Raw genomic sequence first — 25,267 nt, forward strand, 5'->3', positions numbered from 1 at the left:
AGGATAGCTTAAACAGTCCAGTGGACTGTTTAAGGTTGTTCCTTGGAAATCGAAGAGGAACAAGGTACTGCTTTACGGTCGATTTCGTTGTCCGACCTCCGCAAGGACGACTAGAACTGTCATAGCTAGGAACTAGCGTAGAGAGTTCAGACGCCTACTGTGTCAAAGTCACAAAACAATTTAAACTGGACTAAGATTTCCATCTTGGTCCTTTTATCAAAGAAGGAGTTACTATTTTATGAATACACGTGTTTTTAAGGACGTTACAAAGGTTCAACACAGGGCTTGGTTAGGTTTTACCACACGGCAAGTCATTTTTGTCTTGCCAGCTATTGCCATCACCATCCTTGTCTTAGGGTTAAATCTTTTTTATTGGCAATTTGGGGACTGGTTTGTCTATGGATTTGTTTTTACGTTTACCATCCCCCTCATGTTATTTGGGGTTTATCGTCCTAATGATCTCCCCTTTGAAACCTATTTAAAATACCGTTTTCATTACGAGATGACGGTACCAGACCGCACCCTAATCGAACAGAAAGGAATTCACCATGAAAAACTTAAAACACTTCATGAAACCAAAGACCTCTTCTAAGGTCAAAAAGACAACCCCAAAGAAACAGGAGGTTCTACCAACAACCGTTAATACTCTTTTTTATCAAGGTCTCTTTCCCAATGGCCTTATGCAGGTAAGCCCAGATTATTTCTCTCAGTCCTATCTCTTAGGGGATGTCAATTACCAGACCGTGGGATTGGAGGATAAGGGGGCTATTGTTGAGAAGTATTCAGATTTAATCAATTCGCTGGACGATAAAACAAATTTCCAACTGACCATCTTTAACAAGAAGGTCAACTTGGAACAATTCCGAAAAAGTGTCCTTTATCCCTTACATGAAGATGGTTTTGATCCCTACCGTGAGGAATTCAACAGTATGATGGATTCTAACTTAGAAGCAGGAAAGAATAATTTTTCAGCTATCAAGTTGATTTCTTTTGGGAAAAGTGACCAAACGCCTAAACTGGCTTACCGCTCTCTGTCTCAAATTGGAGAATACTTCAAGAGTGGTCTTTCAGAAATCGAGGCTAGCTTTAACCTCTTGACAGGAGAAGAACGAGCCAATCACCTGGCCGATATGTTACGCGGAGAAAACCATCTGCCCTTTACTTATCAAGACCTCGTGCGTTCAGGACAAACCACCAAACATTTTATTGCACCACCAAGCTTATCTTTCAAACACAAAAATCATATTGAAATAGACAATCGACTCTTACAGATTGTCTATGTTCGGGATTACGGTATGGAGTTAGGGGACAAGTTTATTCGTGATTTAATACAGTCGGATTTGGAAGTGATGATGAGCCTGCATGCCAAAGGCTCAGCCAAGTCAGAGGCCATGAAGAAACTCCGAACCAAGAAAACCTTGATGGAATCACAAAAAATTGGCGAGCAACAAAAGATGGCACAATCTGGTGTTTATTTGGAAAAGGTTAGTCAGGTGCTTGAAAGTAACATTGATGAAGCTGATGAGCTGCTTAAAACTATGACACAGACTGGAGACAAGCTCTTTGACACCCTTTTTTTGATTGGGGTCTTTGCGGATAATGAGGATCAGCTGAACCAATCCTTAGACATTGTCAAACAAGTGGCCGGCTCAAATGATCTCATCATTGATAATCTGACTTATATGCAGGAAGCTGCCTTTAATAGTCTGTTACCCTTTGGGAAGAATTATGTTGAAGGTGTTTCTCGGTCTCTCTTAACCTCGAATATTGCCGTCAACTCACCTTGGACTTCTGTTGATATTCAGGACAAAGGTGGAAAATTTTACGGGATTAATCAGATTTCAAGTAACATCATTACCATTGACCGTGGGAAACTCAATACCCCATCAGGTCTAATTTTAGGGACATCAGGTTCAGGGAAAGGCATGGCCACAAAACATGAGATTATTTCGACTAAATTAAAAGAAGCGGATAATGATACCGAAATCATCATCGTCGATCCTGAAAATGAGTACAGCATCATCGGTCAAGCCTTTGGTGGGGAAAGCATTGACATTGCGCCTGACTCCACCACTTTCTTGAATGTCCTAGACTTGTCAGATGAGAATATGGATGAAGACCCTGTTAAGGTCAAGTCAGAATTTCTCCTGTCTTGGATTGGGAAATTGTTGGACCGCAAAATAGATGGTCGTGAGAAGTCACTAATCGACCGTGTGACACGCTTGACCTATAAGCATTTTCAAGAACCGTCTTTGGTGGAATGGGTCTTTGTCCTCTCCAAGCAACCTGAACTAGAAGCGAAGGACTTGGCTCTTGATATGGAACTGTATGTGGAAGGTTCTCTAGATATTTTCTCACACCGCACCAACATCAAAACCGATAGCCACTTCCTCATTTACAATGTCAAAAAGCTGGGCGATGAACTCAAACAAATTGCCCTCATGGTGATTTTTGACCAGATTTGGAATCGTGTGGTGAAGAATCAAAAACTAGGGAAGAGAACCTGGATTTACTTTGATGAAATGCAGCTGCTGTTATTGGATAAGTACGCTTCTGATTTCTTCTTCAAACTCTGGAGTCGGGTTCGGAAGTATGGGGCAACGCCAACAGGGATTACGCAGAATGTGGAAACGCTGCTTCTTGATGCCAATGGCAGACGCATTATCGCGAATAGCGAATTCATGATTCTCCTAAAACAGGCTAAGAATGACCGAGAAGAATTGGTTCACCTCTTAGGTTTATCCAAGGAGTTAGAGAAATACTTGGTTAATCCTGAAAAGGGAGCAGGTCTCATTAAGGCTGGCTCAACAGTTGTACCATTCAGGAATAAGATTCCACACCAAACCAAGCTCTTTGACATCATGAGTACCGATCCAGAAAAGATGAGGCTTGACAAATGATACTAGATAAGAAAACCCTTAAAGCTGCACGAAAAACCTTTCAAAGCAGTTTAAAGTCTAGCCGAATTCATTACCGTAGGGAGAAGAAAGCCATACAAATAGCTCTCCCTAAGAAACGCTTTCTCACCAGACGAGCTGAGAAAGCAGAAGCAAAAGAACAGAAGAAAACTCTCAAAGAAGCCTATCAAGATGAAAAAACAGCTGCGACAGAATCTTTTAAGGAGTCTATCGCCTATGTATCTCCCAGATGGTTAAAGGCAAAGGAAATAAGAAAGTACCGTCTCCCACAAGCAAGAAATCGTCTGAAGCTTGCCCAAAAACACTTGGCAGAGGTCAAGCTAGAAGAAAAAGAGAAAACTGTCAATCCTAAGTTTACCTATCTCAAAGAGTCAAAAGAAACGAAAACTTCACGGTTTCAGTTCCAAAAAGAGAAAAATTTTGACCGCCTTCAGGCAGAAAAAGAAGTCACTTCCGCCAAACGTGAGGTTCATCAGCTCAAAAAGGCTCATAAGGCCAAGAAAACCTCTACCAAAGTTAAACGAGGGTTGCGTTTTCTAGCGTCCGAATCGCTAGATGTAGTTGCTCAAGACGATGATTTAGATGGTCTTAGAACCCTAAAAGATACCAGTCTGAAAGGCAGACGCTATGCTAGATTTACCTATCAATCTGGAAAAGTCGTCGTGAAAGGTGGGCAGACTGGACATCGTTTTGTCAAAAACAAGATTGCTCATGGCAAGGAACGGTATCAGAACTTTAAAAAGGGGAAAGGCTGGAAACGCCAAAAACCTTTAAAGCCAAGAAGACGTTACCAAACTTTTCTTAAACAGGCTGGGAAGCAAGGTATTGCAGGCTTTTCAAAAATAATCCAAGCCATTAAGGGGAGCCTGACCTTCTTTTCAGCTCTTATCACAAATCCCATGACTTGGGTGGTATCAGGCCTGTTGTTTCTGTTTCTTCTCATGATGAGTTTTGTCATGGGGATTTCAGGAACCAGTCTCATCCAACAAGATGAGATAGAGTTGACCAAGAGTTATACCCATCTGACCTGGGAGGATGCGGAGCACACGAGAACCAATGATAAAGGCATTACCTACTACACTAAGATTGATGAGGTCATGGCCTTCATGAATCATAAGTATCAGGATTATGCCTTAGACGAAGTGATGGAAGAAAGTCCTCAAACCTATCAAGCTTATTTGAGTCAGCTTTGGCAGGACTTAAATGGTGGCTCATCTATTCAGTCCATGTCAGACTTAACTAAAAATCCTCTTTATAAACTCTCAGATGAAGAACGAGCAGACCTGAAGGAATTAAGCGAGGAAGGAACTTACCTTTCCCTTCAGGAATTGGAGAATCCCTTTCAAGGACAAACGGAAGATGACGCTCTAACCATGACCGTTCGCTATGGCTACGAGGTGATGGATGAGAAACCAATGCTTCATCATCACATCACTTTAGAGGCTAAAGAGAACCAAGTGATTGTGGCACCTATGGATGGGAAAGTCTCTCTTGATGGGGATAATATTATCCTCACATCAGGCAAAGGACTAAACAAAGCTCAACTCACTCTTTATAATGTTCATACTGGTCGAGTGACGGCTGGTCAGCGAGTCCAAGCAGGAGAGGTTATTGGCCAAACTAAAGATGGTACGGGGCTAAAAGTCACCTATCAAAAGGTGGATGATGACACGGACAAGTTGGTTTATGTCAATCCAGCCTTTTACTTTCCTAAAGTGATTCAGCTTCAAACCACTATTATACCAGCCATTGGTCAGTTTGGCGGGGATGAGTTTGCGAGAGCGAAAGCGATCTATGAGTACCTGAGAAGTCAAGGAGCGACCAATCAAGCCATCGCAGCTGTCCTAGGAAACTGGTCGGTAGAATCCTCTATCAATCCCAAACGAGCTGAAGGCGACTACCTATCTCCTCCAGTTGGGGCAAGAGAAAACTCTTGGGATGATGAGGGGTGGCTATCTCTGGGTGGTCCAGCCATTTATAACGGTCGTTACCCTAATATCTTGAGACGTGGACTAGGGCTAGGACAGTGGACAGATACTGCTGATGGGTCACGCCGTCACACACTTTTGTTAGAATATGCCAAACGAAAGAACCAGAAGTGGTATGACTTAGGCTTACAACTGGACTTCATGTTGCATGGGGATAGTCCCTATTACACCAACTGGTTAAAGGACTTTTTCAAACATTCAGGAAGTCCAGCAAACCTTGCTCAACTCTTTCTCATTTATTGGGAAGGAAATAGTGGAGATAAGCTCTTAGAGCGCCAAACCAGAGCAACCGAGTGGTATTACCAAATCGAAAAAGGGTTTAGCCAGCCGAATGGTGGGACTGCCCAAAGTGATCCCAAAGCTTTGGAAGCTGTTCGTGGTGACCTCTATGACAATTCTATCCCAGGTGGTGGTGATGGTATGGGCTATGCCTACGGTCAATGTACATGGGGAGTGGCTGCACGGATTAACCAATTAGGATTGAAACTCAAAGGCAGAAATGGTGAGAAAATTCCGATTATCAATACCATGGGCAATGGTCAAGATTGGGTACGAACTGCGGCTAGTCTCGGTGGTGAAACAGGAACCATCCCTAAAGCAGGAGCGATTGTCTCCTTTGCGGGTGGACAGTACGGGCATGTGGCATTTATTGAGAAAGTTTATCCAGATGGGTCATTTCTTATCTCAGAGACCAACTATAATGGCAATCCCAACTATACCTTCCGCAAGTTATCAGGAGTGGATAGTACCATCAGTTTTGCCTACACAACGAAATAAAAAGGATATGCTAACAAAGTATAAAAATGTTAGCATATTCTTTTTGTTTTTTTATGGCAAGGTCAGCTGCTAGCTTTAAAGTCTTTCAGTCACGACTTAAACGTTATGATTAGAATTGAGAGCTATCAAGAGGCTGATAATCTCATTAAGTATATCTGTGAATAGAATGTCTTTTGTATAGCTATATTTTTTTGAATAATTTTGCCATTGTTGCTGTTGAATAGAGTCAGATTTGAATCTCTCCAGTAGTTCAATGATTTTATTGAAATCGAGTTCAGTTTCACGATAGGAAAAGGTTCTTTCACAAGCAATTTTTAATTGTGAAAAATCAATGTCATCTTTCTTTAGCTTTGAAAGGATATAGACATCGTAAAAATCTTTGCTGCGACTGTTCAAGAAATTTCGTGAATAAATGGTTTGGAGTTTTTCAGCTAAGATTGTTTCAATCGTATAAGCAATGATTGGAAAATTGTCATCATCAAAAATGGCTTTGTAGTCATAGGTAGCAGGGTAAGGTGTGACAATGTCTCCAGTCGCAATATCTAAATGGATAATTTGTTTAATATTTTCGAGTTGACATAAAATGGTTGCTCGGTAACCACCATAATCATCGCTTTCCTTAATAGCTGTTATGGATTGAATTGAAAATTGAATACCATCTTTCGATTCAGTTAAAATTTCTTCAAGCTGTTGTTGAATATTTTCTTCTGATAAAGTTTGTTTATGAAACAGAAAGTCAATATCAACAGTGCTGCGAGATTCAAGCCCAATGACGTTTGAAAGTAGGAATCCACCTTTAAAAATATAGTGATTCGAATAAGAACTCTGACTTAATTTTTTCAGAATAGCTTCAAGAAAGTAATAGGTCATGACGGAATTAAAAGTTAATCCAGTATTCTTCGATATTTTATGGCAGAGTGCTGTTAATTTTGCTTTATTCATAGTAGTACCTCCAAGGTTCGTTTAACTTCATCTAAGATATTCAGTTTTTGAGCATATTCATAGAGCTTTGAGAGATTTTTTTTAGGGAAGTTGCTATAAGTCTGAAGTGTTTTAACAAATAGCTCAGCATCAATGCTATCTCGATTAAGGATAAAATCACACAGAACACGTTCAAAATTATAAACGTTAACGGTGTTTCCCATTGGAGTTTTTACACTGATGACCCCTAGGTTGACAATATCTTTAGAAATAGTGTGAATATTTAAATTTAATGGTGTATTCCTAAAACGGTAGTCCTTTGGAACTGTTACTTCAAAATATTGAGGAATTTCATCTGTAAGTCCCTGTAGATAAAGAGCAGAGATATGAGAAAAAACAGTTCTGGGGTAACGATACTGAAAGAAATAGTATTCATCATAATCTCCACTAGAGGACAGATAGATTCCTTTATCGACCCTAAAGATAACCCCTTCGTTTTCTAGTCTAGTTAGATAAATGGTTGGAATACCTAATTTTTTACAATCTCTATGAGTAATCATGCCATTGTGACTGTCTAAGTACTCAAGTAACAATTCTTTTTTAGACATATTCGACCCTCTCTTTGTTGCTTTTGTACCGCGATTTTAACATTTTTACGGCACAAAAGCAACATTTTTAGATGTTATACATACAGTTTACTATTCTCTTACTTGATGTGATACCAAAATCAAGGCTTCTTTTTTATGATGGGGAAAGAGCGACAGATTGTTGCTACTTATCAAAAGAAAAGAAGGATTAGTTATGACAAAACAATGTCATCATCACTTTTTAGTGAATCAGGAAAAAGCAGAGAAGCATGTCTTTCGTAAAAGTAAGAAGTATCGTACGCTTTGTTCGGTAGCTATTGGAACAATGGTCACAGCTATTGTCGCATGGGGTGGTGCAGTGGCGCAGGCTGACGAAGTAACGACACCACAGGATAACATCATTCAACGAACGGAAAATCCTGCAACCAATTTGCCTCAAGCACAGCCAGCACCAGTTGTGGAACAGACGAAGCGTCTTGATTCAACTGGTCAAACAGACGGTGCTATCACGGTTACGGTTCCTCATGATACAGTAACCCAAGCTGTCAATCAAGCGAAAGCAGAAGGTGTCAAGACTGTTCAGGACCAATCGATGGATTTGGGCAACACGACATCAGCTAGTGAGACTAACCAACAATTAGCTAAAGCTGAAGCAGATGCTACCAAACAAGCTGAGGAGATTTCTACGGTCACAGAGAACTACAAATCTGCTAAAGCAACCTATGAGCAAGATAAAACACGTATTGAAAATGGGAATGCTGCGTTAGAGGCCAGTCACAAAGAAGCGACTCAAGCAGGAAATGGCTCAAACAGTTTGGTGGATAGCACAATTTCGAAGTTGAAAAGTAAAGATAAGTCTGCTGATGTGACCGTAACGACTCAAACGGTATCGTCAGGAGATGGCTCGACTGTTTCAGGCTATCAGGATTACATATCTTCAGTAGCTACTATTGATCAGAAAAATAAGGAGAATCTTGCAGAATATGTGACCAAGAAAAAAGCCGCAGACGTCCTTGTTGCGAAGAACTTTGCTACTCAAAAGGAAAATGAAACTGGTCTAGCTAAGGCCAAGGCTGATAATGAAGCGATTGACAAACGCAATCAAGCCGGACAAAAAGCGATTGATGACGAAAACAAAGCAGGTCAAGCTGCTGTTGATAAGTACAATAACAACCAACAGAAATTGGCCACAGATCGTGCGGATGAAATTGCAGCTATCACCAAACGCAACAAGGAAAAAGAAGAAGCCGCAAAGAAAGAAAATGAAGCCATTGACGCTTATAACGCAAAAGAACTGAACCGCTACAAGCGTGATTTAGCGGAGATTTCAAAAGGGGAAGAGGGATATATTTCAGAAGCCCTTGCTCAAGCTCTAAACTTGAATAATGGTGAGCCGCAGGCTAGACATGGCGCAACTACTCGCAATCCAGACCGTATTATTGCGAAAGGCGATGCAATGCTTGGAGGCTATTCTAACATTTTAGATTCCACAGGTTTCTTTGTATATGACTCTTTTAAGACAGGTGAAACCTTAAGCTTCACTTATCAAAACTTACAAAATGCCCGATTTGATGGGAAGAGAATTAGTCGTATCACTTATGATATTACTAATCTTGTTTCACCAACTGGCACCAATGCAGTACAGTTAGTCGTGCCAAACGATCCAACAGAAGGTTTTATTGCTTACCGAAATGATGGAACAGGAAATTGGCGAACCGATAAGATGGAGTTCCGTGTCAAAGCCAAGTATTTTTTGGAAGATGGAACGCAAGTAGCTTTCACCAAGGAAAAACCAGGTGTCTTTACCCATTCCTCACTGAATCATAATGATATCGGTCTGGAATATGTGAAGAATTCGTCTGGTAAATTTGTGCCTATCAATGGCTCAACGATTCAAGTGACAAATGAAGGCTTGGCTCGTTCACTAGGTTCAAACCGTGCCAGTGACTTGAAGTTGCCAGAGGAATGGGATACTACGTCTAGTCGTTATGCCTATAAAGGTGCGATTGTCTCAACCGTCACATCAGGGAATACCTATACAGTGACTTTTGGGCAGGGAGACATGCCAATGCAGGTGGGTGGAAAGACCTATTGGTTTGCTTTAAATACTTTGCCCGTCGCACGAACTGTTAAACCATATCGTCCCAAACCATATGTGACCCCAAAACTGGATCCCGTACCTGATCCGATTAAGGTGGTGCCAAAAACTTTCACACCAAAGACGTTTACGCCCGAACTACCTGTGACTTTTAAAGAGAAACCACTAGAGAAAGTGACACAACCTAGCTTGACCTTAACAAAGGTCACTTTGCCGAAAATTCCTACTTCAAAACCCTTGCCCAAAGCACCACAAGTGCCAATGGTTCACTACCATGACTACCGTCTGACAACAACGCCCGAAATTATGAAAAAAGTGGTGAATACAGACCAAACTAATCTTCATGGCAAAACAGTCGCAAAGGCTTCAACTGTTATTTACCCACTGACAGTAGACGCTTTTTCTTCCAATCGTGCCAAAACAACAAGCCTTACTTTCGAAGACTACCTGCCAGCAGGCTATGTGTTTGATAAGGAAAAAACACAAGTGGAGAACGGAAACTATGAGGTGACCTTTAATCAAGAAAAGAACTTTGTGACCTTAACTGCCAAGGAAAACTTGTTGCAGGAGGTTAATAAAGACTTAACCAAGGTTTATCAACTGACCGCCCCAAAACTTTATGGAACTGTTCAAAATGATGGGGCCACTTATTCCAACAGCTATAAGCTCTTGATGAACAAGGGAACACCAAATGCTTATACCGTCACTTCAAATGTTGTAACCATTCGGACACCAGGTGATGGAGATACGACCAGCCACATTGTACCTCAGAAACGCAATGAAAATGAGGACGGTGTCGTCATTAACGATACCGTGGTTGCTTTAGGAACCACCAATCACTACCGTTTGACTTGGGATTTAGACCAATACAAGGGAGATAGCTCTTCTAAAGAGACCATTGCACGTGGCTTCTTCTTTGTGGACGACTACCCTGAAGATGTGCTGGATTTAGTGGATCAGGGAACAGTCATCACCACTCGTGATGGCAAGTCTGTGTCAGGAATTTCTGTCAAAGCTTACGCTTCTATAAAGGATGCTCCTAAAGACCTTCAAGACAAACTGGCTCGTGCCAAGATCACACCAAAAGGGGCCTTTCAAGTTTTCATGCCTCACGATAATCAAGCCTTCTATGACCAGTACGTTAAAACAGGAACTTCATTGGAACTGCTAACCAAAATGACCGTTAAAGAGAGTCTTTATGGTCAAACTGTTAACTACAAGAATAAGGCTTATCAAGTCGATTTTGGCAATGGCTACGAAACCAAGGAAGTGACCAATACCCTCGTTTCTCCAGAGCCTAAGAAACAAAACCTGAATAAGGATAAGGTGGACATCAATGGGAAGCCCATGCTTGTGGGAACTAAAAACCATTATACGCTGTCATGGGACTTGGACCAATACCGAGGCATTAAAGCAGATAAGGCTCAAATTGCACAAGGGTTTTACTTTGTAGATGATTATCCCGAAGAAGCCCTATTACCAAATGAAACAGCTATTCAGCTAACCACATCTGATGGTAAAGCAGTATCAGGTGTTACGGTGAAAACTTATTCTAGCTTATCAGAAGCGCCTAAAAATCTACAAGCAGCCCTTTCTAAACGAAAGTTTGAGCCTAGAGGAGCCTTCCAAGTCTTTATAGCAGAAGACCCTCAAGCCTTTTATGATACTTATGTGACTAAGGGACAAAACATTACTATTACACTGCCTATGACCGTTCGGGAATCCATGCTTCATTCAGGGAAGTCTTATGATAATGTGGCTTATCAAGTGGACTTTGGGCAAGCCTATAAGACCAACACGGTGACTAATCATGTACCCAAAGTTACTCCACACAAGTTTAATACTAATAAAGCAGGCAGCACAATTGATGGCAAGACCATTCTTCCTAATACCATCAATTACTATAAAATGGTTCTGGATTACAGTCAGTACAAGGACTTGGTAGTGACAGATGATACCCTTGCTAAAGGTTTCTATATGGTAGATGACTATCCCGAAGAAGCTCTGACTTTAAATCCAGATGGTGTTCACATCATGGATAAGTCAGGCAATCTTGTCAAAGGTGTCTCTGTTAAAACCTACGCCAACCTATCAGAAGCCCCCAAAGTCATTCAAGAAGCTATGGCCAAACGCCAGTTTACACCCAAAGGAGCCATTCAAGTCTTAAGTGCCGATAATCCTAAAGCCTTTTATGAGACTTATGTTAAAACAGGTCAAACCTTAGTCGTGACACTGCCGATGACCATTAAGAATGAGCTGACAAAGACTGGTGGCAAGTATGAAAATACGGCTTATCAGATTGATTTTGGCTTGGCTTACGTGACAGAAACCGTGGTCAATAATGTGCCAAAACTAGATCCACAAAAAGATGTGGTGGTTGATTTGTCTCAAAAGAAGAGCCTTGACGGCAAAAGTCTTGCTATGAATCAGGTCTTTAACTATCGCTTAGTAGGGGCACGCATTCCAGCTAATCGTGCGACACCGCTCATTGACTATCGTTTTAACGATGATTACGATGAAAGTCACGATGCCTATAACGGTGTCTATAAGGCTTATACTTTGGTGGATGTCACTCTAAAAGATGGAAGTGTTCTACCAAAAGGTACAGAAGTGACCAAGTACACGCTACAAGAGGTGGATACTTCAAAAGGCACAGTCACCATTCGCTTTGATAAAGATTTTTTAGAAGGTCTCGCAGAAAAATCTGAATTTCAAGCAGATGTTTACTTGCAGATGAAACGAATCGCTTCAGGTGAGGTGGAAAATACAGTGCTTCATACTGTTAATGGTTATACCATCAGTTCAAACACCGTTAAGACGCACACTCCTGAACCAGAACCACCAACTCCAAATCAGCCAACACCATCACAACCACCAGTTGAGACTCCTGAGCCGCCAGTTCCTGCTAGTGTTCTCCCAAATACAGGGGAGAGTCAGTCTCTCTTGACGCTTGTTGGTGGAGGACTTCTTCTCGGTCTAGCTTATGGCTTTTCAAAGCGGAAAATGGAGGACAACTAGATGAAACCAAAAACAATTTACAATACGGATTCTGACCAGGATGGCTTAACGGACGCTGTGGAACTAGATCGAGGAACCAATCCCTTGAGCAGTGACACGGATAGTGATGGCCTAACGGATCTTGAAGAAGTACAACAAGGTTTATGGCCAACTCAACATCAGCGTAAGGAGAGAAGCTATGACTTGGAACTATGAAACCATTTCTAAGACATTTTCAGAGATGGCACGAGAAAACTATGAAGATATGGTTAAAGCCTTTCTAGCCATGGAGTTAAGTGTTGATAATATGTCACTACTTGATACCCTCTATCGTGACTTTATGGCAATAGATGACTTGCCTTTGGTTAGTGATGATTTACGCCTAAAGGCAGAAGGATATCAGGAACAGCTTCAAGAAGAGCTGACCGATTTGTTAGATAAACTCTATCTAACAGGGGAGGGAGCTAGTTTCATCATGGAAGTGATAGCGTCCAACAACATTTCAGACACCCTTGCTCGGTATGAGGTTTTGGATGAGGACGATTATTCGTCTCTCACCTTAGAAACCTTGCAAGACATTATCCAAAAGGACTTGTCTCTAACTAGCCAAGATTATTTTGGAGATGTGACCTACATTGCCTTGCAGAAAGATTTGTTAGACCAGAGAAGCCATTTCTTACAACAGTATGTGACGACTTTAATGGATAAGTTGCCACAAGAAAAAGACCAAAGAGCCTTGGTCCTAGATTAAAGCAGTGGGCTGAGAACATTTCTCAGCCCATTTTCGATTGGAGAGAAGCATGAATCAAGAACACTTACTAGAGATGTTGCGGGCAAGATTGCCACGTGACCATATTCTTTTGGAATCCTTTTTATGTTATCAGGCAGCCCATTTTGATGAGGACTGGGACAGTCTGATCCAACACTTTACGACCCATAGGGGAGAGGTCAAACCACCTGTTCAAGTGGTTCAGTTTGAGACGGATGTCTCTGCCTTCGTGGCAGCTAGTCCATTTGAAGCAGCTCATGACTTACGTACCTATACGCAAACCTTTGGTCAGCCTGGACTAAATAAGTTGCCCCAATTATCAACCAATGAGAAAGCCTTGGTAATTGAGGTTGCCCTCTTTAACCTGGCGACTCGCTTTCAACTCTTAGACCAAGAAGGAGCTTATCAGTCCATTTCAGTATCCTCTCTGTTGGAAAAAGGCAGAGCCGCAAACTTAGTCAATGTGTACCGTGTGGCTAATAACCTGTCTGATCGTATCAGTCGTGATATTGAACAATTTCTTTTGAGCTATGAACCAGAAGCAGAGGCAGTGAAACCAAAAGCTATTGAAGAAGAGAAAGAAATCATGGGACCAGAACCACCTCAAGAGATTACTTTTCGAGAAGAAGGTTTTATCATGATTGCAAGCCTTGACGAAGACCTGTCACAACTGGATTTTCGAACGGGACAAACGGAACACTTACCAGCGTATGAGAAATTGAATCTGACTCAGAAATTTGAGATACTGAGCCATTTTGACCAGGTACGAAACGACCTTCCTAAACTTCCGAACCTTAGACGTGGGGATTTTGATCATGAGATGGAAATGATACCAGTCTATGAGGGAAAGCAACTGCTCACCTACTTAGAGGCTGATGGTAGTGCCTATGATCTGAAACGAACACTGACTAAAATCGAAGAAAAGGAATTAGAAAAGATTGGTCAAGCTATCAGGACTGAAAATCAAGAGATATTGAATCAGGTTGGGATTGATTTGTTTCAGTTTGAGCCAGACCAAGTCAGCGTTTTATTGGACGCAGCAGGTCGCTTCCGTTTGGAAAATGCGGACCTTGCATTATTAGGTGGCTATCCCAAAGCCACAGTAACTCAACTAGCTCTTGCGACAGAATTGCTTCAGATGGGACTTAGCCATGAAAAGGTTGAATTTTTCTTGACCAGTCAGCTGGATTTGGAAGATTTAAGACCAGTTGCTTATGGCTTTTTACACGAAGACTTATCTTTGGAAGAAGCTAGAACTTTTGAAGCAGAAAAACAGGAAACTCCAGACCTTGTCTTTAAAGACTGGAGGGACACCTTTATTCAAACTGAGGCTGACATGTCCATTCCTCAGCCAACCCCCAACAATCCTATCATACAAGAAGCTCTTGAACGTTTTCCCCTTGACTCTATGGTAACTTATAAGGGACAAGACTTTAAGGTGATAGCCATAGAAGAGTCAGGAGTTAATAACCTGATTCGGATTGAATTACAAAATGATTTCTCCTATCTCATTGAACAAAATCCAGTCCTTTTCTTCCAGACACTAGACGACATCACCCAGGCTCTCCATGTTCCTTCTGTCGAAGAAAAAGAAGAGATGGAGCAAACCAGTCAGGAATTAGACCTCTTTTCCTTTATGGATATGGAAGAACAAAAAGATCCAGTTTCTAAAGTGATGATGACAGCACAACCAGTCAATGCAATAGAAGAGAAAGTACCAGAAAGTATTGAGATGGAGACTGATTCAGAGGTAGCTGATGTCGTTGAAACCATTCCTGCTGTTGATTTTCACTTTCCAGAAGATCTGACAGAGTTTTACCCTAAGACAGCTAGAGATAAGGTGGAGACGAATATTGCTGCCATTCGTCTTGTGAAAACACTTGAAGCAGAACAACGACAAGCGACTCCGAGTGAACAAGAACTTTTGGCCAAATATGTGGGTTGGGGTGGACTTGCTAACGATTTCTTTGATGACTATAATCCTAAGTTCTCTAAAGAACGTGAAGAACTAAAAAATTTAGTATCCGATAAGGAATATTCGGATATGAAACAGTCCTCTCTAACAGCTTATTACACTAATCCTGCCCTTATTCGTCAGATATGGGATAAGTTGGAACGAGATGGCTTTAAAGGTGGTAAAATCCTAGATCCTTCCATGGGAACAGGGAATTTCTTTGCGGCTATGCCCAAACATTTGAGAGAAAAAAGTGAGTTATACGGTGTGGAGTTAGATACCATTACAGGAGCTATTGCCAAACACCTTCATCCAAATGCGCATATTGAAGTCAAAGGTTTTGAGACAGTTGCTTTTAATGATAATAGCTTTGATTTGGTAATTTCAAATGTACCGTTTGCTAATATTCGGATTGCAGATAACAAGTACGATAAGCCTTATATGATTCATGACTACTTTGTGAAGAAGTCGCTTGATTTGGTACATGATGGTGGGCAAGTGACCATTATCTCCTCCACAGGAACCATGGATAAACGGACGGAGAATATTCTTCAAGATATTCGTGAGACAACCGAGTTTCTTGGTGGTGTGCGTTTACCAGATACTGCTTTTAAGGCCATTGCAGGAACCAATGTTACAACAGATATGTTGTTCTTCCAGAAGCACTTGGACAAAGGATATGTGGCAGCTGACCTAGCCTTTTCAGGTTCCGTTCGTTATGACAAGGATGACCGCATTTGGCTCAATCCTTACTTTGATGGAGAATACAATCGCCAAGTTCTAGGAACCTATGAAGTCAGAAACTTTAACGGTGGAACTCTTTCTGTTAAGGGCAGTTCTGATAACCTGATAGGAGATGTTCAGACTGCTCTGGAACAGGTCAAGGCACCAAGAATGGTAGATGCTTCTGAAATCATCATCAACCCAGATGTACTGGCCAAACTAGTTATTGATACCTCCATTCCACCTGAAATGAGAGAGAATCTTGGTCAATACAGTTTTGGCTATCAGGATTCTACGGTTTACTATCGAGATAACAAAGGTATTCGAGTGGGAACCAAGACGGAAGAAATCAGCTATTATGTCGATGAAGATGGAAACTTTAAAGCCTGGGACAGCAAGCATTCCCAAAAGCAGATTGACCGCTTTAATGCTTTAGAGGTGACGGATAGTACGGCTCTTGATGTCTATGTGACCGAGGAAACAGCAAAACGAGGACAATTTAAGGGATATTTCAAAAAAACGGTCTTTTATGAAGCACCGCTATCAGATAAGGCAGTGGCACGGATTAAGGGAATGGTGGACATTCGTAATACTTATCAAGAAGTCATTGCCATTCAACGCTATTATGACTACGATAAGGAGAAATTTAATCAATTGTTAGGCAAACTCAATCATGTTTATGATAGCTTTGTCAAACGCTATGGTTATTTGAATAGTGCTGTAAACCGCAATCTTTTTGATAGTGATGATAAGTATTCGCTCCTTGCTAGTTTAGAAGATGAAAGTCTTGACCCAAATGGAAAAACGATTATCTATACTAAGTCGCTTGCCTTTGAAAAAGCTCTGGTTCGTCCTGAAAGAGAAGTGACAGAAGTTACCTCAGCACTTGATGCTCTCAATTCCAGCCTAGCAGATGGGCGTGGAGTGGATTTGGATTACATGATGTCTATTTATCACACAGATTCCAAAGCTACTTTGATTGAAGAACTGGGAGATGCCATTATTCCTGACCCAGAACGCTATCTCCAAAACGGAGAAGTGGTCTATGTGTCTCGTCAGGATTTCTTATCAGGGGATGTGGTGACTAAGTTAGAAATTGTGGACTTACTCATTAAGCAAGAAAATTCTGATTTTCCTTGGCAACACTATCAAGCTCTCTTAGAAGAGGTTAGACCACAACGTGTCACTCTAGCTGATATTGATTATCGGATTGGCTCACGTTGGATTCCTCTAGCCGTTTATGGAAAATTTGCCCAAGAAACCTTTATGGGGAAAGCCTATGAACTCTCTGGCCAAGAAGTAGCGACAGTCCTTGAAGTCAGTCCTCTTGATGGAACAATTTCCTACCAGTCTAAGTTTGCCTATACCTATTCTACGGCAACGGATAGAAGTCTGGGTGTTTCAGGTTCTCGTTATGATAGTGGTCGAAAAATCTTTGAAAACCTCCTTAATTCCAATCAACCGACCATCACAAAACAAATTGTTGAAGGAGACAAGAAAAAGAATGTGACAGATGTGGAGAAAACAACAGTTCTTCGTGCCAAGGAAAACCAAATTCAAGAGTTGTTTCAAGACTTTGTGGCAAGGTACCCAGAAGTGCAGCAGATGATTGAAGACACCTATAACGGCCTCTATAATCGAACAGTGTCCAAGGTCTATGATGGCAGTCATTTAGCCATCGATGGGCTTGCCCAGAATATCTCCTTACGTCCTCACCAAAAGAATGCCATTCAACGGATTGTGGAAGAAAAACGTGCCCTACTAGCTCACGAAGTCGGTTCTGGAAAGACCTTAACCATGCTGGGAGCAGGCTTTAAACTGAAAGAACTTGGTATGGTGCATAAACCTCTCTATGTGGTTCCTTCTAGTTTGACCGCCCAGTTTGGTCAAGAAATCATGAAGTTCTTTCCAACGAAAAAGGTCTATGTGACGACCAAGAAAGACTTTGCCAAAGCCAAACGCAAGCAGTTTGTCTCTCGCATTATCACAGGGGACTACGATGCTATTGTCATTGGGGATTCCCAGTTTGAAAAGATCCCCATGAGTCAGGAAAAACAGTTGACTTATATTCAGGATAAGTTAGAGCAGCTAAGAGAAATCAAACAAGGTAGTGACAATAACTATACAGTTAAAGAAGCAGAGCGTTCTATCAAGGGATTAGAGCACCAGTTGGAAGAACTCCAAAAACTGGAGCGAGATACCTTTATTGAATTTGAAAATCTAGGCATAGATTTTCTCTTTGTGGACGAGGCTCATCACTTCAAGAATATCCGTCCAATCACTGGACTTGGGAATGTAGCTGGAATCACCAATACCACTTCTAAAAAGAACGTGGATATGGAGATGAAGGTCAGACAGGTTCAGGCAGAGCATGGAGATAGAAATGTCGTTTTTGCGACAGGAACACCCGTATCCAATTCTATCAGCGAACTTTACACCATGATGAATTACATTCAACCAGATGTTTTAGAGCGATACCAAGTATCCAATTTTGATTCGTGGGTTGGAGCTTTTGGGAATATCGAGAACTCTATGGAATTAGCCCCAACAGGAGATAAGTACCAGCCTAAGAAACGGTTTAAAAAATTTGTCAATCTTCCTGAACTTATGCGAATCTACAAGGAGACTGCCGATATTCAAACTTCTGATATGTTGGATTTACCTGTACCAGAAGCTAAGATAATTGCGGTGGAAAGCGAGTTGACAGAAGCCCAGAAATACTATTTAGAAGAACTGGTAGAGCGTTCAGACGCTATCAAATCAGGTAGTGTAGATCCTAGCGTTGATAATATGTTAAAGATAACCGGCGAAGCCAGAAAACTAGCTATTGATATGCGTCTCATTGACCCTGCTTATACCTTAGCGGACAATCAGAAAATCCTTCAAGTGGTCGATAATGTCGAGCGAATTTACCGTGAAGGAGCAGAAGACAAAGCCACTCAGATGATTTTCTCTGATATTGGAACGCCAAAGAGTAAGGAAGAGGGCTTTGATGTTTACAATGAACTCAAAGACTTGCTTGTGGATCGAGGGATTCCAAAAGACCAGATTGCCTTTGTCCATGACGCCAATACTGATGAAAAGAAAAACTCACTGTCTAGAAAGGTCAATAGCGGAGAAGTACGGATTCTCATGGCTTCAACGGAAAAGGGCGGAACTGGTTTAAACGTGCAATCACGAATGAAAGCTGTCCACCATTTGGATGTTCCTTGGCGTCCCTCTGACATCCAGCAACGCAATGGACGTTTGATTAGACAAGGTAATCTGCACCAAAATGTAGAGATTTATCATTATATTACGAAAGGTTCTTTTGATAATTATTTGTGGGCAACACAGGAAAATAAGTTGCGTTATATTAAACAAATTATGACATCTAAAGAACCTATTCGAGCAGCAGAAGATATAGACGAACAAACCATGACGGCTTCTGACTTTAAGGCTTTAGCGACTGGTAATCCCTATCTCAAACTCAAAATGGAGTTGGAAAATGAACTGACAGTATTAGAAAATCAAAAACGAGCCTTTAACCGCTCCAAAGATGAATACCGCCATACCGTTTCCTATTGCGAGAAGTACCTCCCTATCATGGAAAAACGATTGAGTCAATATGATAAGGATATTGCTCAATCCCTCGCAACTAAGCACTTAGACTTTGTCATGCGATTTGACAATCAAGCAATGGACAATCGTGCTGAAGCAGGGGACTATCTCCGAAAACTCATTACCTATAACCGTTCAGAGACAAAGGAAGTCAGAACTCTTGCCACATTTAGAGGATTTGATTTAAAAATGACAACTCGAGGTCCTAGTGAGCCCTTACCAGAGACTATTTCTTTGATGATTGTAGGAGATAATCAATATACAGTCGCCCTTGATTTGAAATCAGACGTGGGAACTATTCAACGGATTAATAATGCCATTGACCATATTATTGATGACCAAGAAAAGACAGAAGAGATGGTAAAGAACCTAAAAGATAAGTTACAAGTAGCGAAAGTTGAAGTTGAGAAAGTCTTTCCAAAAGAAGAGGATTATCAGCTTGTAAAGGCTAAGTATGATGTTTTGGCACCCTTGGTAGAACAAGAAGCTGAAATCGAGGAAATTGATGTAGCACTGGCCAAGTTTAATGAAGGCACACAACATCAAAAACAGCAACAAATAGCTCTTGAGATTTAAGAAAAAGGCTGACAAATATTTTTGAACGCGGTAAAATGAAGTCAAGAAATCACAAAAGGAGAACAGACCATGACCCAAACAGTCGAAGAAATGCGTTATCAACTAGAAGAATGGTTAGCACAAGGATTTACAAGCCCAGAAGATAGAGAAAACTACCAATCCTTAAAAGAACAGTATGAAGATGAGACCCTTGATTATAGCTTTTCAAAACAAGAAATCACTAGTCAATTAGAGGTCATCATCACAACTCGTGAGAATGACTTTCCAGACTTAGATGAGGTGACAAAAGCAGAATACCTTGATTTAGTTAGTCAATTAGATGAACTCGACAAGGAACAAGCTGATTATTACCGTAAGCAATTGACTTAGGAAGAGGTGCAAGACATGATGGAACAGATATTACAAAGCTCTCTTCTTATTACCGCATTAGGATTAATCTTTATTGTTTTATTTCAGATTGTAAAGGCTGCAACAGGGTTAGTTCTTATCGGCCTCATTGGAAGCTTGGCCTTTATGGAAATTTTTGGGATTTACCTCTTCTTCACAGAACGAAATCTCTATACAGAAGATTTAGCCACCAATGGTATTTGGAGTTTTACAGGATTTTATATTGCATCAAACTTTTTATTCTTCCTTACTCTGATGATTAGATTATGGAGAAAAAGGGTAGCTTAATACTTAGGATTACCAATTGGTAGTCCTTTTTCTTGTGATAAAATCTCCAAGTTAATCTTGATATGATGTGGCTATCACTTATAAAGGAGAAAGCCATGTTAAATAAAGTAAAGGCTAGATTTCTGATTGGAGTAGGAGGTTTAGTCGCAGTAAGTTTTATGGTCATGATTGGCTATACGATTGGCTCACAATCCGTTTCAAAGCAAACTGAGCACCAAATACGAGCAGAAGCAAATAAGCTAGTGACAAAGGAAAGGCAGGAAGAAAAAGCAACGATCTTATCAGATGAGCTTGTTAAAGAGTTTTGACACGGTATTATACCAAAGTTCAGCTAGGTGAAAATAACACTCGTATTAAGCCCTACATGACTGATTCGGCATTTTCAGAAGAAGAAGCAAATCAGAAAGAAGCCATCAATCAAGTTTATAAAGATTACATGCTTGACTACCGATTTGAATCAGCTAGTATCTACGTCGATACAGAAGAAAATGAAGCACTTGCAGAAGTATCCTATCAAGTGACCTATGTATCTGATTTGAGTAAGCAGCAACAACGAACTACTCAGACAGAAACTAAGACGATTAAGTTGTCCTACTCCAAGGTTTCAGACAAGCTCCTGGTTAATCATCTAACCATTTGTAATGGAAAACTAGAGAACTTAAAAGAAGCTACCGATGGGGCTAACTCTAGTATTCCAAACATTCAAGGAGATACCACACATGAGACAAACTAGCAGGAGAGATTCTTCTGCTTTTTTGATAGGGAGATGAGATGACAATAATTAAAGCAGTAAAACAAAAGTCCATTTTAGATGTGGCTGAGAGTCTGGGTTATTCCTTTAGATGTTTATCAGGACAAGTTTATGAACACCCAGAACATGATTCCTTTCGGATTTTTGCCGATACCAATACTTTCAAATGGTTTTCAAGAGATATACAAGGAGATGTGATTGACTTTGTTCAGTTAGTGGCAGGTGTTTCTTTCAAAGAAGCCGTGTCCTATCTTGAAACTGGAGATTTTAAACAGGCTAAAACGATAGAAGAAACTTATCGACATTTTCGTTATTATTTGCCTGAAGAAACTTTTCAGCAAGCAAGAACTTACTTGACCCAGGTTCGTGGATTAAGTGATGATGTTATTAATGCCTTCGGTAGAAAAGGGATCTTGGCTCAAGCATGTTACCAGACAAAGACCTTTCAGGAATCTGTCCTTGTCTTTAAGAGCTACAACCACCATGGTCAGCTAGAAGGAGCAAGCCTTCAAGGTCTCGTCAAAAATGAACAAAGACATGATCGAGGATACTTGAAGAAAATCATGAAGGGGTCTCATGGTCATGTGGGTATTAGTTTTGATGTTGGCAAACCTAATCGACTCATCTTTTGTGAATCGGTTATTGATATGATGAGCTATTATCAGCTTCATCAAAAGCAGCTATCAGATGTTCGCCTGGTTTCAATGGAAGGCTTAAAACTTTCAGTGATTGCATACCAAGTCTTGCGTCTAGCAGCAGAGGAACAAGGGAAACTAGATTTTTTAGACACCGTCACACCTAATCGGTTAACCAACTACCTATATGCCATCAAAGATACGACACCCTATTTTAATGAACACCCTGAAATGATAACATTGGCAGTTGATAATGATGAAGCCGGGAGAGACTTTTGTCAGAAATTGTCAGAGAAAGGTATTCCAATCGTTCAAGAATTGCCACCATTACAGGGATTTGAAACCAAGTCAGACTGGAATGATTTGGTGAAACAACAAAGGGAAATTTCTTTAGGGGAAGTTATCCAATCAGTTCAAGCACAAGTCATTAGGAATCATCCTCCACCTAAACGAGAGACTGTTTTAGAATTGTGATAACAAAATCAAGAGTCTTGTCATAAGCTAGAGTGTGACAAGGAGGAATGTTTTATGAGTGTGATTGAACGTCTGGCTGAAAAAGTGGCTAGACAAGAAGAAAAAGTCTCGCGAGAGACGGAAAAATTGGAAAATTATCGTGACCAACTTCAAACAGTTATGTACAGTACCTTTATCAAACGGCAACAATCTAGTCATTTATCCTTTCATGAAGCTTTAGAACAGGCCTTTGGTAAAGAAGCCCCACTCCACCCAAATGATAGAAATGAGGATACAGAATGAGTAAATCATGGAATTTTGATCAGCCACTAGACGATGCGACACCAACATCTTCAAATGAAGAGCGAGCTAAAATCGCAGCACTCTTCCATAAAAAGGATGATCAGCCAAATGAAGAAGTGGATTATGTGGCTGCTTTTGAAAAGCAAAAAAAGAATCCAGAAGCTAAAGTAGAATCAAAGACTGAAGAAAAAGATAAGCAAAGTCAGTCGCTGAAAGTAAATATCACTAGTGACTACAAACAACATTTGGCGAATACAATTGCACAAAACAACAATGACATTTCAGCTTGTCAAAAGCAAATTGAAGAATTCCATCAGCTGATTGATGAAAAGAAGATTCAAAATAAAAAGCTACAGGCTATTTCCGTAGCTATTGATGAACTATAAGCGAGAGCAGTCCAGCTGGACTGCTTTTTATAAGGAGAAAAACTATGCGATTATTCAGAAAGAAAACTCATAACCAGAATAGCTTTAAACGTCTCATTCATCGCTTATCAGGGATGTCTGAAGCCGAATTATTTAAGGTAGACCAATTACTAGATGTTGTCTTTGATTCAAAAACTCAGACCACTAGAGCAGAAGAAACCATCTCAAAACCTATACCAAGGGAACTAACTTTAGATGAAACCATTACTGATGTCAAGAACAAACTGAACACCGAGCAACTGGCGAAACGGATTGAAGAATTTAAGCAGGCAAAGAAACCGAAGAACGGATAATGCACCAATTTTGGTGCGTTATCCGTTCTTTGTGGTATAATAAGAGTAAATACAAGGAGGAAACAGTATATGATTGGAGATAATATTAAGTCCTTACGCAGAACTCATGATCTAACCCAGCCAGAATTCGCAAAAATTGTTGGGATTTCACGCAATAGCTTAAGTCGATATGAAAATGGAACTAGCACGGTTTCAACAGAACTCATCGACCGAATTTGTCAGAAATTTAATGTTTCATACGTTGATATTGTAGGGGAGGACAAAATGTTAACACCTGTTGAAGATTACCAACTAACCTTAAAAGTAGAAGTGATTAAAGAACGTGGAGCAGCCATTCTATCCCAACTCTATCGCTACCAAGATAGTCAGGATATTGCTTTTGATGACGAAACTAATCCTTGGATTTTGATGAGCGACGATCTGGCTGAATTGATCCATACAAAGATTTACCTTGTTGATACTTTCGATGAAATAGAGCGTTATAATGGCTATTTAGACGGTATAGAGCGGATGTTAGACACGGTGTATCATCGGGTGGTGGCTTGATGAGACTGGAAGAATTTAGTGAGGATGAATTTCAGAAAGCCTTACAGCGAACGATTCGAGCTCTAACTCGTGGAAAGACGATTCCAGACCAACCTAAAGCCATCTTGCTTGGTGGTCAAAGCGGAGCAGGAAAGACGACTATTCATCGAATTAAACAAAAAGAATTTCAGGGAAATATCGTTATCATTGACGGTGATAGCTATCGTTCTCAGCACCCAAATTACTTAGCTCTGCAAGAAAAGTATGGTAAAGATAGTGTGGACTACACCAAGGGATTTACAGGAAAAATGGTAGAGCATCTGGTTGATGAACTCAGCATACAAGGCTATCATTTGTTAATTGAAGGAACTTTGAGAACGACGGAAGTCCCAAGAAAAACTACACAGCTATTAAAATCAAGGGGATACCAAGTCTCGTTAGCCTTGATAGCCACCAAGCCTGAATTGTCTTATCTCAGCACCTTAATCTGTTACGAAGAAGTCTATGCAGTAAATCCAAGCCAAACTAGAGCAACACCTAAAGAGTACCATGATGGTATTGTGGACCATTTGGTTGATAATCTAAGAGAGTTAGAAAACGATAAACTCTTTGACCGCATTCAAATTTATCAAAGAGATAGGACTTGCATTTACGATTCTGAAACGGATGAGGGGGCAGCAGCAGAAGTTCTTCAAAAATCTCTCTTCGGTAAATGGAGTAAGGTTGAGAAAGAGATGATGAAGATGGGAAAAGAAAAATTAGCTAACTTAGTAGATAAGAATATGATTGGGAGTAAGAAATGACAACAATAAAAAAGGTAATCTATTTTGATGAATCGACAGCGATGGATTTTTTACAAATTGAATCAAAGGGGAAATTAACGAAAACAACTGAGCTAATGTCAACATTGGAAGGAGGTATTGATGCACAGATTACTGGGGAAGTCTCGCTAGGTAAAAATGGTGCATTAAAAACTATTTTTGAAAAAATGGCAGGTCTAAGTGGTGGGGTAAGTGTATCAAGTACTACTTCAGGTGCTATCCAAGGAAACAAAATAGCAAAAACAATTCTTGAAAATTCTCTATTATACGATTTCTTAGATACCGTAGAATTACGGAAGAAAAACTATCTTGTTGATATTACAGAAAACTATACTCTAGAAATTAGTGAAAATTCGATGTCTTATTTTGCTATGATTGCACCAATTTCAGAAATGATGGAGGGGAGTCAAAGTATAGAAGGCATGGAAAATGTATCTATGTCATTTTCGAAGTTGAATTCTGGAATAAGAGAGATAAA

The 25,267-nt window shown here is 40.5% G+C and carries 17 protein-coding genes and 3 pseudogenes; 18 read left to right on the forward strand and 2 right to left on the reverse strand.

The genetic code is table 11. From position 1 onward, the window contains the following. Positions 1-238: 238 nt before the first annotated feature. Genes HMPREF2887_RS02485 through HMPREF2887_RS02495 form a run of 3 tightly spaced genes read left to right on the forward strand, consistent with a single transcriptional unit; the run spans position 239 to position 5,683 of the window. Entirely contained in the window at positions 239-592 is a 354-nt protein-coding gene (locus HMPREF2887_RS02485) for a PrgI family protein (protein WP_037613260.1), read from the forward strand. Further along, positions 549-2,900 (forward strand): VirB4-like conjugal transfer ATPase, CD1110 family, encoded by a 2,352-nt coding sequence (locus HMPREF2887_RS02490; protein WP_049512024.1) that lies wholly within the window; start codon positions 549-551, stop codon positions 2,898-2,900. The genes HMPREF2887_RS02485 and HMPREF2887_RS02490 overlap by 44 nt, the downstream gene beginning before the upstream one ends. Then, positions 2,897-5,683: a phage tail tip lysozyme gene (locus HMPREF2887_RS02495; protein WP_057489713.1), complete on the forward strand. Its 2,787-nt coding sequence runs from the start codon at positions 2,897-2,899 to the stop codon at positions 5,681-5,683. The genes HMPREF2887_RS02490 and HMPREF2887_RS02495 overlap by 4 nt, the downstream gene beginning before the upstream one ends. A 96-nt stretch (positions 5,684-5,779) precedes the next feature. Here HMPREF2887_RS02495 and HMPREF2887_RS02500 read toward each other — a convergent pair whose 3' ends face one another. Further along, positions 5,780-6,625, reverse strand: coding sequence for a nucleotidyl transferase AbiEii/AbiGii toxin family protein (locus HMPREF2887_RS02500; protein WP_057489712.1), 846 nt, complete (start codon positions 6,623-6,625; stop codon positions 5,780-5,782). Beyond that, positions 6,622-7,212 carry a type IV toxin-antitoxin system AbiEi family antitoxin domain-containing protein gene (locus HMPREF2887_RS02505; RefSeq protein ID WP_057489711.1) on the reverse strand — a complete coding sequence of 197 codons (591 nt, stop codon included), beginning with the start codon at positions 7,210-7,212 and terminating at the stop codon, positions 6,622-6,624. Before HMPREF2887_RS02505 ends, HMPREF2887_RS02500 begins: the two co-directional genes overlap by 4 nt. Positions 7,213-7,405: 193 nt before the next feature. On the opposite strand from HMPREF2887_RS02505, the gene HMPREF2887_RS02510 reads away from it, so the two are divergent. The 15 genes and pseudogenes from HMPREF2887_RS02510 to HMPREF2887_RS10410 form a co-directional block, all read left to right on the forward strand. Further along, positions 7,406-12,307: an SspB-related isopeptide-forming adhesin gene (locus HMPREF2887_RS02510; RefSeq protein WP_057489710.1), complete on the forward strand. Its 4,902-nt coding sequence runs from the start codon at positions 7,406-7,408 to the stop codon at positions 12,305-12,307. Continuing rightward, complete coding sequence (locus HMPREF2887_RS02515) at positions 12,308-12,502, forward strand: thrombospondin type 3 repeat-containing protein (protein ID WP_049512032.1); 195 nt, start codon at positions 12,308-12,310, stop codon at positions 12,500-12,502. Continuing rightward, the gene (locus HMPREF2887_RS02520) at positions 12,486-13,037 is read left to right on the forward strand and encodes a hypothetical protein (protein ID WP_049512035.1); all 552 of its coding nucleotides are present in this window, start codon (positions 12,486-12,488) and stop codon (positions 13,035-13,037) included. The genes HMPREF2887_RS02515 and HMPREF2887_RS02520 overlap by 17 nt, the downstream gene beginning before the upstream one ends. Before the next feature lie 49 nt (positions 13,038-13,086). Beyond that, positions 13,087-13,603 (forward strand): annotated as a pseudogene (locus HMPREF2887_RS10660) (hypothetical protein); the annotation flags it as partial. Positions 13,604-13,659: 56 nt separating this feature from the next. Next, positions 13,660-19,908 (forward strand): annotated as a pseudogene (locus HMPREF2887_RS02525) (SNF2-related protein); the annotation flags it as partial. A gap of 69 nt (positions 19,909-19,977) precedes the next feature. After that, a complete protein-coding gene (locus HMPREF2887_RS02530) occupies positions 19,978-20,277 on the forward strand; it encodes a DUF5962 family protein (RefSeq protein ID WP_049512039.1) in 300 nt (99 codons plus the stop codon). A 15-nt stretch (positions 20,278-20,292) separates the two neighbouring features. Next, positions 20,293-20,583 (forward strand): DUF5966 family protein, encoded by a 291-nt coding sequence (locus HMPREF2887_RS02535; RefSeq protein ID WP_024052551.1) that lies wholly within the window; start codon positions 20,293-20,295, stop codon positions 20,581-20,583. A 95-nt stretch (positions 20,584-20,678) separates the two neighbouring features. After that, positions 20,679-21,316: pseudogene (locus HMPREF2887_RS02540) on the forward strand (peptidylprolyl isomerase). 38 nt (positions 21,317-21,354) lie between these two features. After that, a complete protein-coding gene (locus HMPREF2887_RS02545) occupies positions 21,355-22,443 on the forward strand; it encodes a DUF3991 domain-containing protein (protein ID WP_049512042.1) in 1,089 nt (362 codons plus the stop codon). A gap of 54 nt (positions 22,444-22,497) precedes the next feature. Next, positions 22,498-22,725, forward strand: a complete 228-nt coding sequence (locus tag HMPREF2887_RS02550; protein ID WP_007520115.1) for a DUF5965 family protein — start codon at positions 22,498-22,500, stop codon at positions 22,723-22,725. Further along, complete coding sequence (locus tag HMPREF2887_RS02555) at positions 22,722-23,111, forward strand: DUF5945 family protein (protein WP_049512043.1); 390 nt, start codon at positions 22,722-22,724, stop codon at positions 23,109-23,111. The genes HMPREF2887_RS02550 and HMPREF2887_RS02555 overlap by 4 nt, the downstream gene beginning before the upstream one ends. A 44-nt stretch (positions 23,112-23,155) precedes the next feature. Next, on the forward strand, positions 23,156-23,443 hold the full coding sequence (locus HMPREF2887_RS02560) for a hypothetical protein (protein ID WP_049476718.1): 288 nt from the start codon (positions 23,156-23,158) through the stop codon (positions 23,441-23,443). Between the two features lie 69 nt (positions 23,444-23,512). Next, entirely contained in the window at positions 23,513-23,989 is a 477-nt protein-coding gene (gene pezA / locus HMPREF2887_RS02565) for a type II toxin-antitoxin system antitoxin PezA (RefSeq protein ID WP_049512045.1), read from the forward strand. After that, positions 23,989-24,771, forward strand: a complete 783-nt coding sequence (gene pezT, locus HMPREF2887_RS02570; RefSeq protein WP_057489708.1) for a type II toxin-antitoxin system toxin PezT — start codon at positions 23,989-23,991, stop codon at positions 24,769-24,771. Before pezA ends, pezT begins: the two co-directional genes overlap by 1 nt. After that, on the forward strand, positions 24,768-25,267 hold a 500-nt coding region (locus HMPREF2887_RS10410; RefSeq protein WP_261673800.1), incomplete at its 3' end, for a DUF6414 family protein. The genes pezT and HMPREF2887_RS10410, both read left to right, overlap by 4 nt.

This window comes from Streptococcus sp. HMSC071H03, assembly GCF_001813035.1.
GTDB classification, from domain to species: Bacteria; Bacillota; Bacilli; order Lactobacillales; family Streptococcaceae; genus Streptococcus; species Streptococcus anginosus.

Bases quoted from the DNA above. Each gene is read 5' to 3' on its own strand.
- HMPREF2887_RS02485 (WP_037613260.1), top strand. From the start codon at position 239: ATGAATACACGTGTTTTTAAGGACGTTACAAAGGTTCAACACAGGGCT.
- HMPREF2887_RS02490 (WP_049512024.1), top strand. From the start codon at position 549: ATGAAAAACTTAAAACACTTCATGAAACCAAAGACCTCTTCTAAGGTC.
- HMPREF2887_RS02495 (WP_057489713.1), top strand. From the start codon at position 2,897: ATGATACTAGATAAGAAAACCCTTAAAGCTGCACGAAAAACCTTTCAA.
- HMPREF2887_RS02500 (WP_057489712.1), bottom strand. From the start codon at position 6,625: ATGAATAAAGCAAAATTAACAGCACTCTGCCATAAAATATCGAAGAAT.
- HMPREF2887_RS02505 (WP_057489711.1), bottom strand. From the start codon at position 7,212: ATGTCTAAAAAAGAATTGTTACTTGAGTACTTAGACAGTCACAATGGC.
- HMPREF2887_RS02510 (WP_057489710.1), top strand. From the start codon at position 7,406: ATGACAAAACAATGTCATCATCACTTTTTAGTGAATCAGGAAAAAGCA.
- HMPREF2887_RS02515 (WP_049512032.1), top strand. From the start codon at position 12,308: ATGAAACCAAAAACAATTTACAATACGGATTCTGACCAGGATGGCTTA.
- HMPREF2887_RS02520 (WP_049512035.1), top strand. From the start codon at position 12,486: ATGACTTGGAACTATGAAACCATTTCTAAGACATTTTCAGAGATGGCA.
- HMPREF2887_RS02530 (WP_049512039.1), top strand. From the start codon at position 19,978: ATGACCCAAACAGTCGAAGAAATGCGTTATCAACTAGAAGAATGGTTA.
- HMPREF2887_RS02535 (WP_024052551.1), top strand. From the start codon at position 20,293: ATGATGGAACAGATATTACAAAGCTCTCTTCTTATTACCGCATTAGGA.
- HMPREF2887_RS02545 (WP_049512042.1), top strand. From the start codon at position 21,355: ATGACAATAATTAAAGCAGTAAAACAAAAGTCCATTTTAGATGTGGCT.
- HMPREF2887_RS02550 (WP_007520115.1), top strand. From the start codon at position 22,498: ATGAGTGTGATTGAACGTCTGGCTGAAAAAGTGGCTAGACAAGAAGAA.
- HMPREF2887_RS02555 (WP_049512043.1), top strand. From the start codon at position 22,722: ATGAGTAAATCATGGAATTTTGATCAGCCACTAGACGATGCGACACCA.
- HMPREF2887_RS02560 (WP_049476718.1), top strand. From the start codon at position 23,156: ATGCGATTATTCAGAAAGAAAACTCATAACCAGAATAGCTTTAAACGT.
- pezA (WP_049512045.1), top strand. From the start codon at position 23,513: ATGATTGGAGATAATATTAAGTCCTTACGCAGAACTCATGATCTAACC.
- pezT (WP_057489708.1), top strand. From the start codon at position 23,989: ATGAGACTGGAAGAATTTAGTGAGGATGAATTTCAGAAAGCCTTACAG.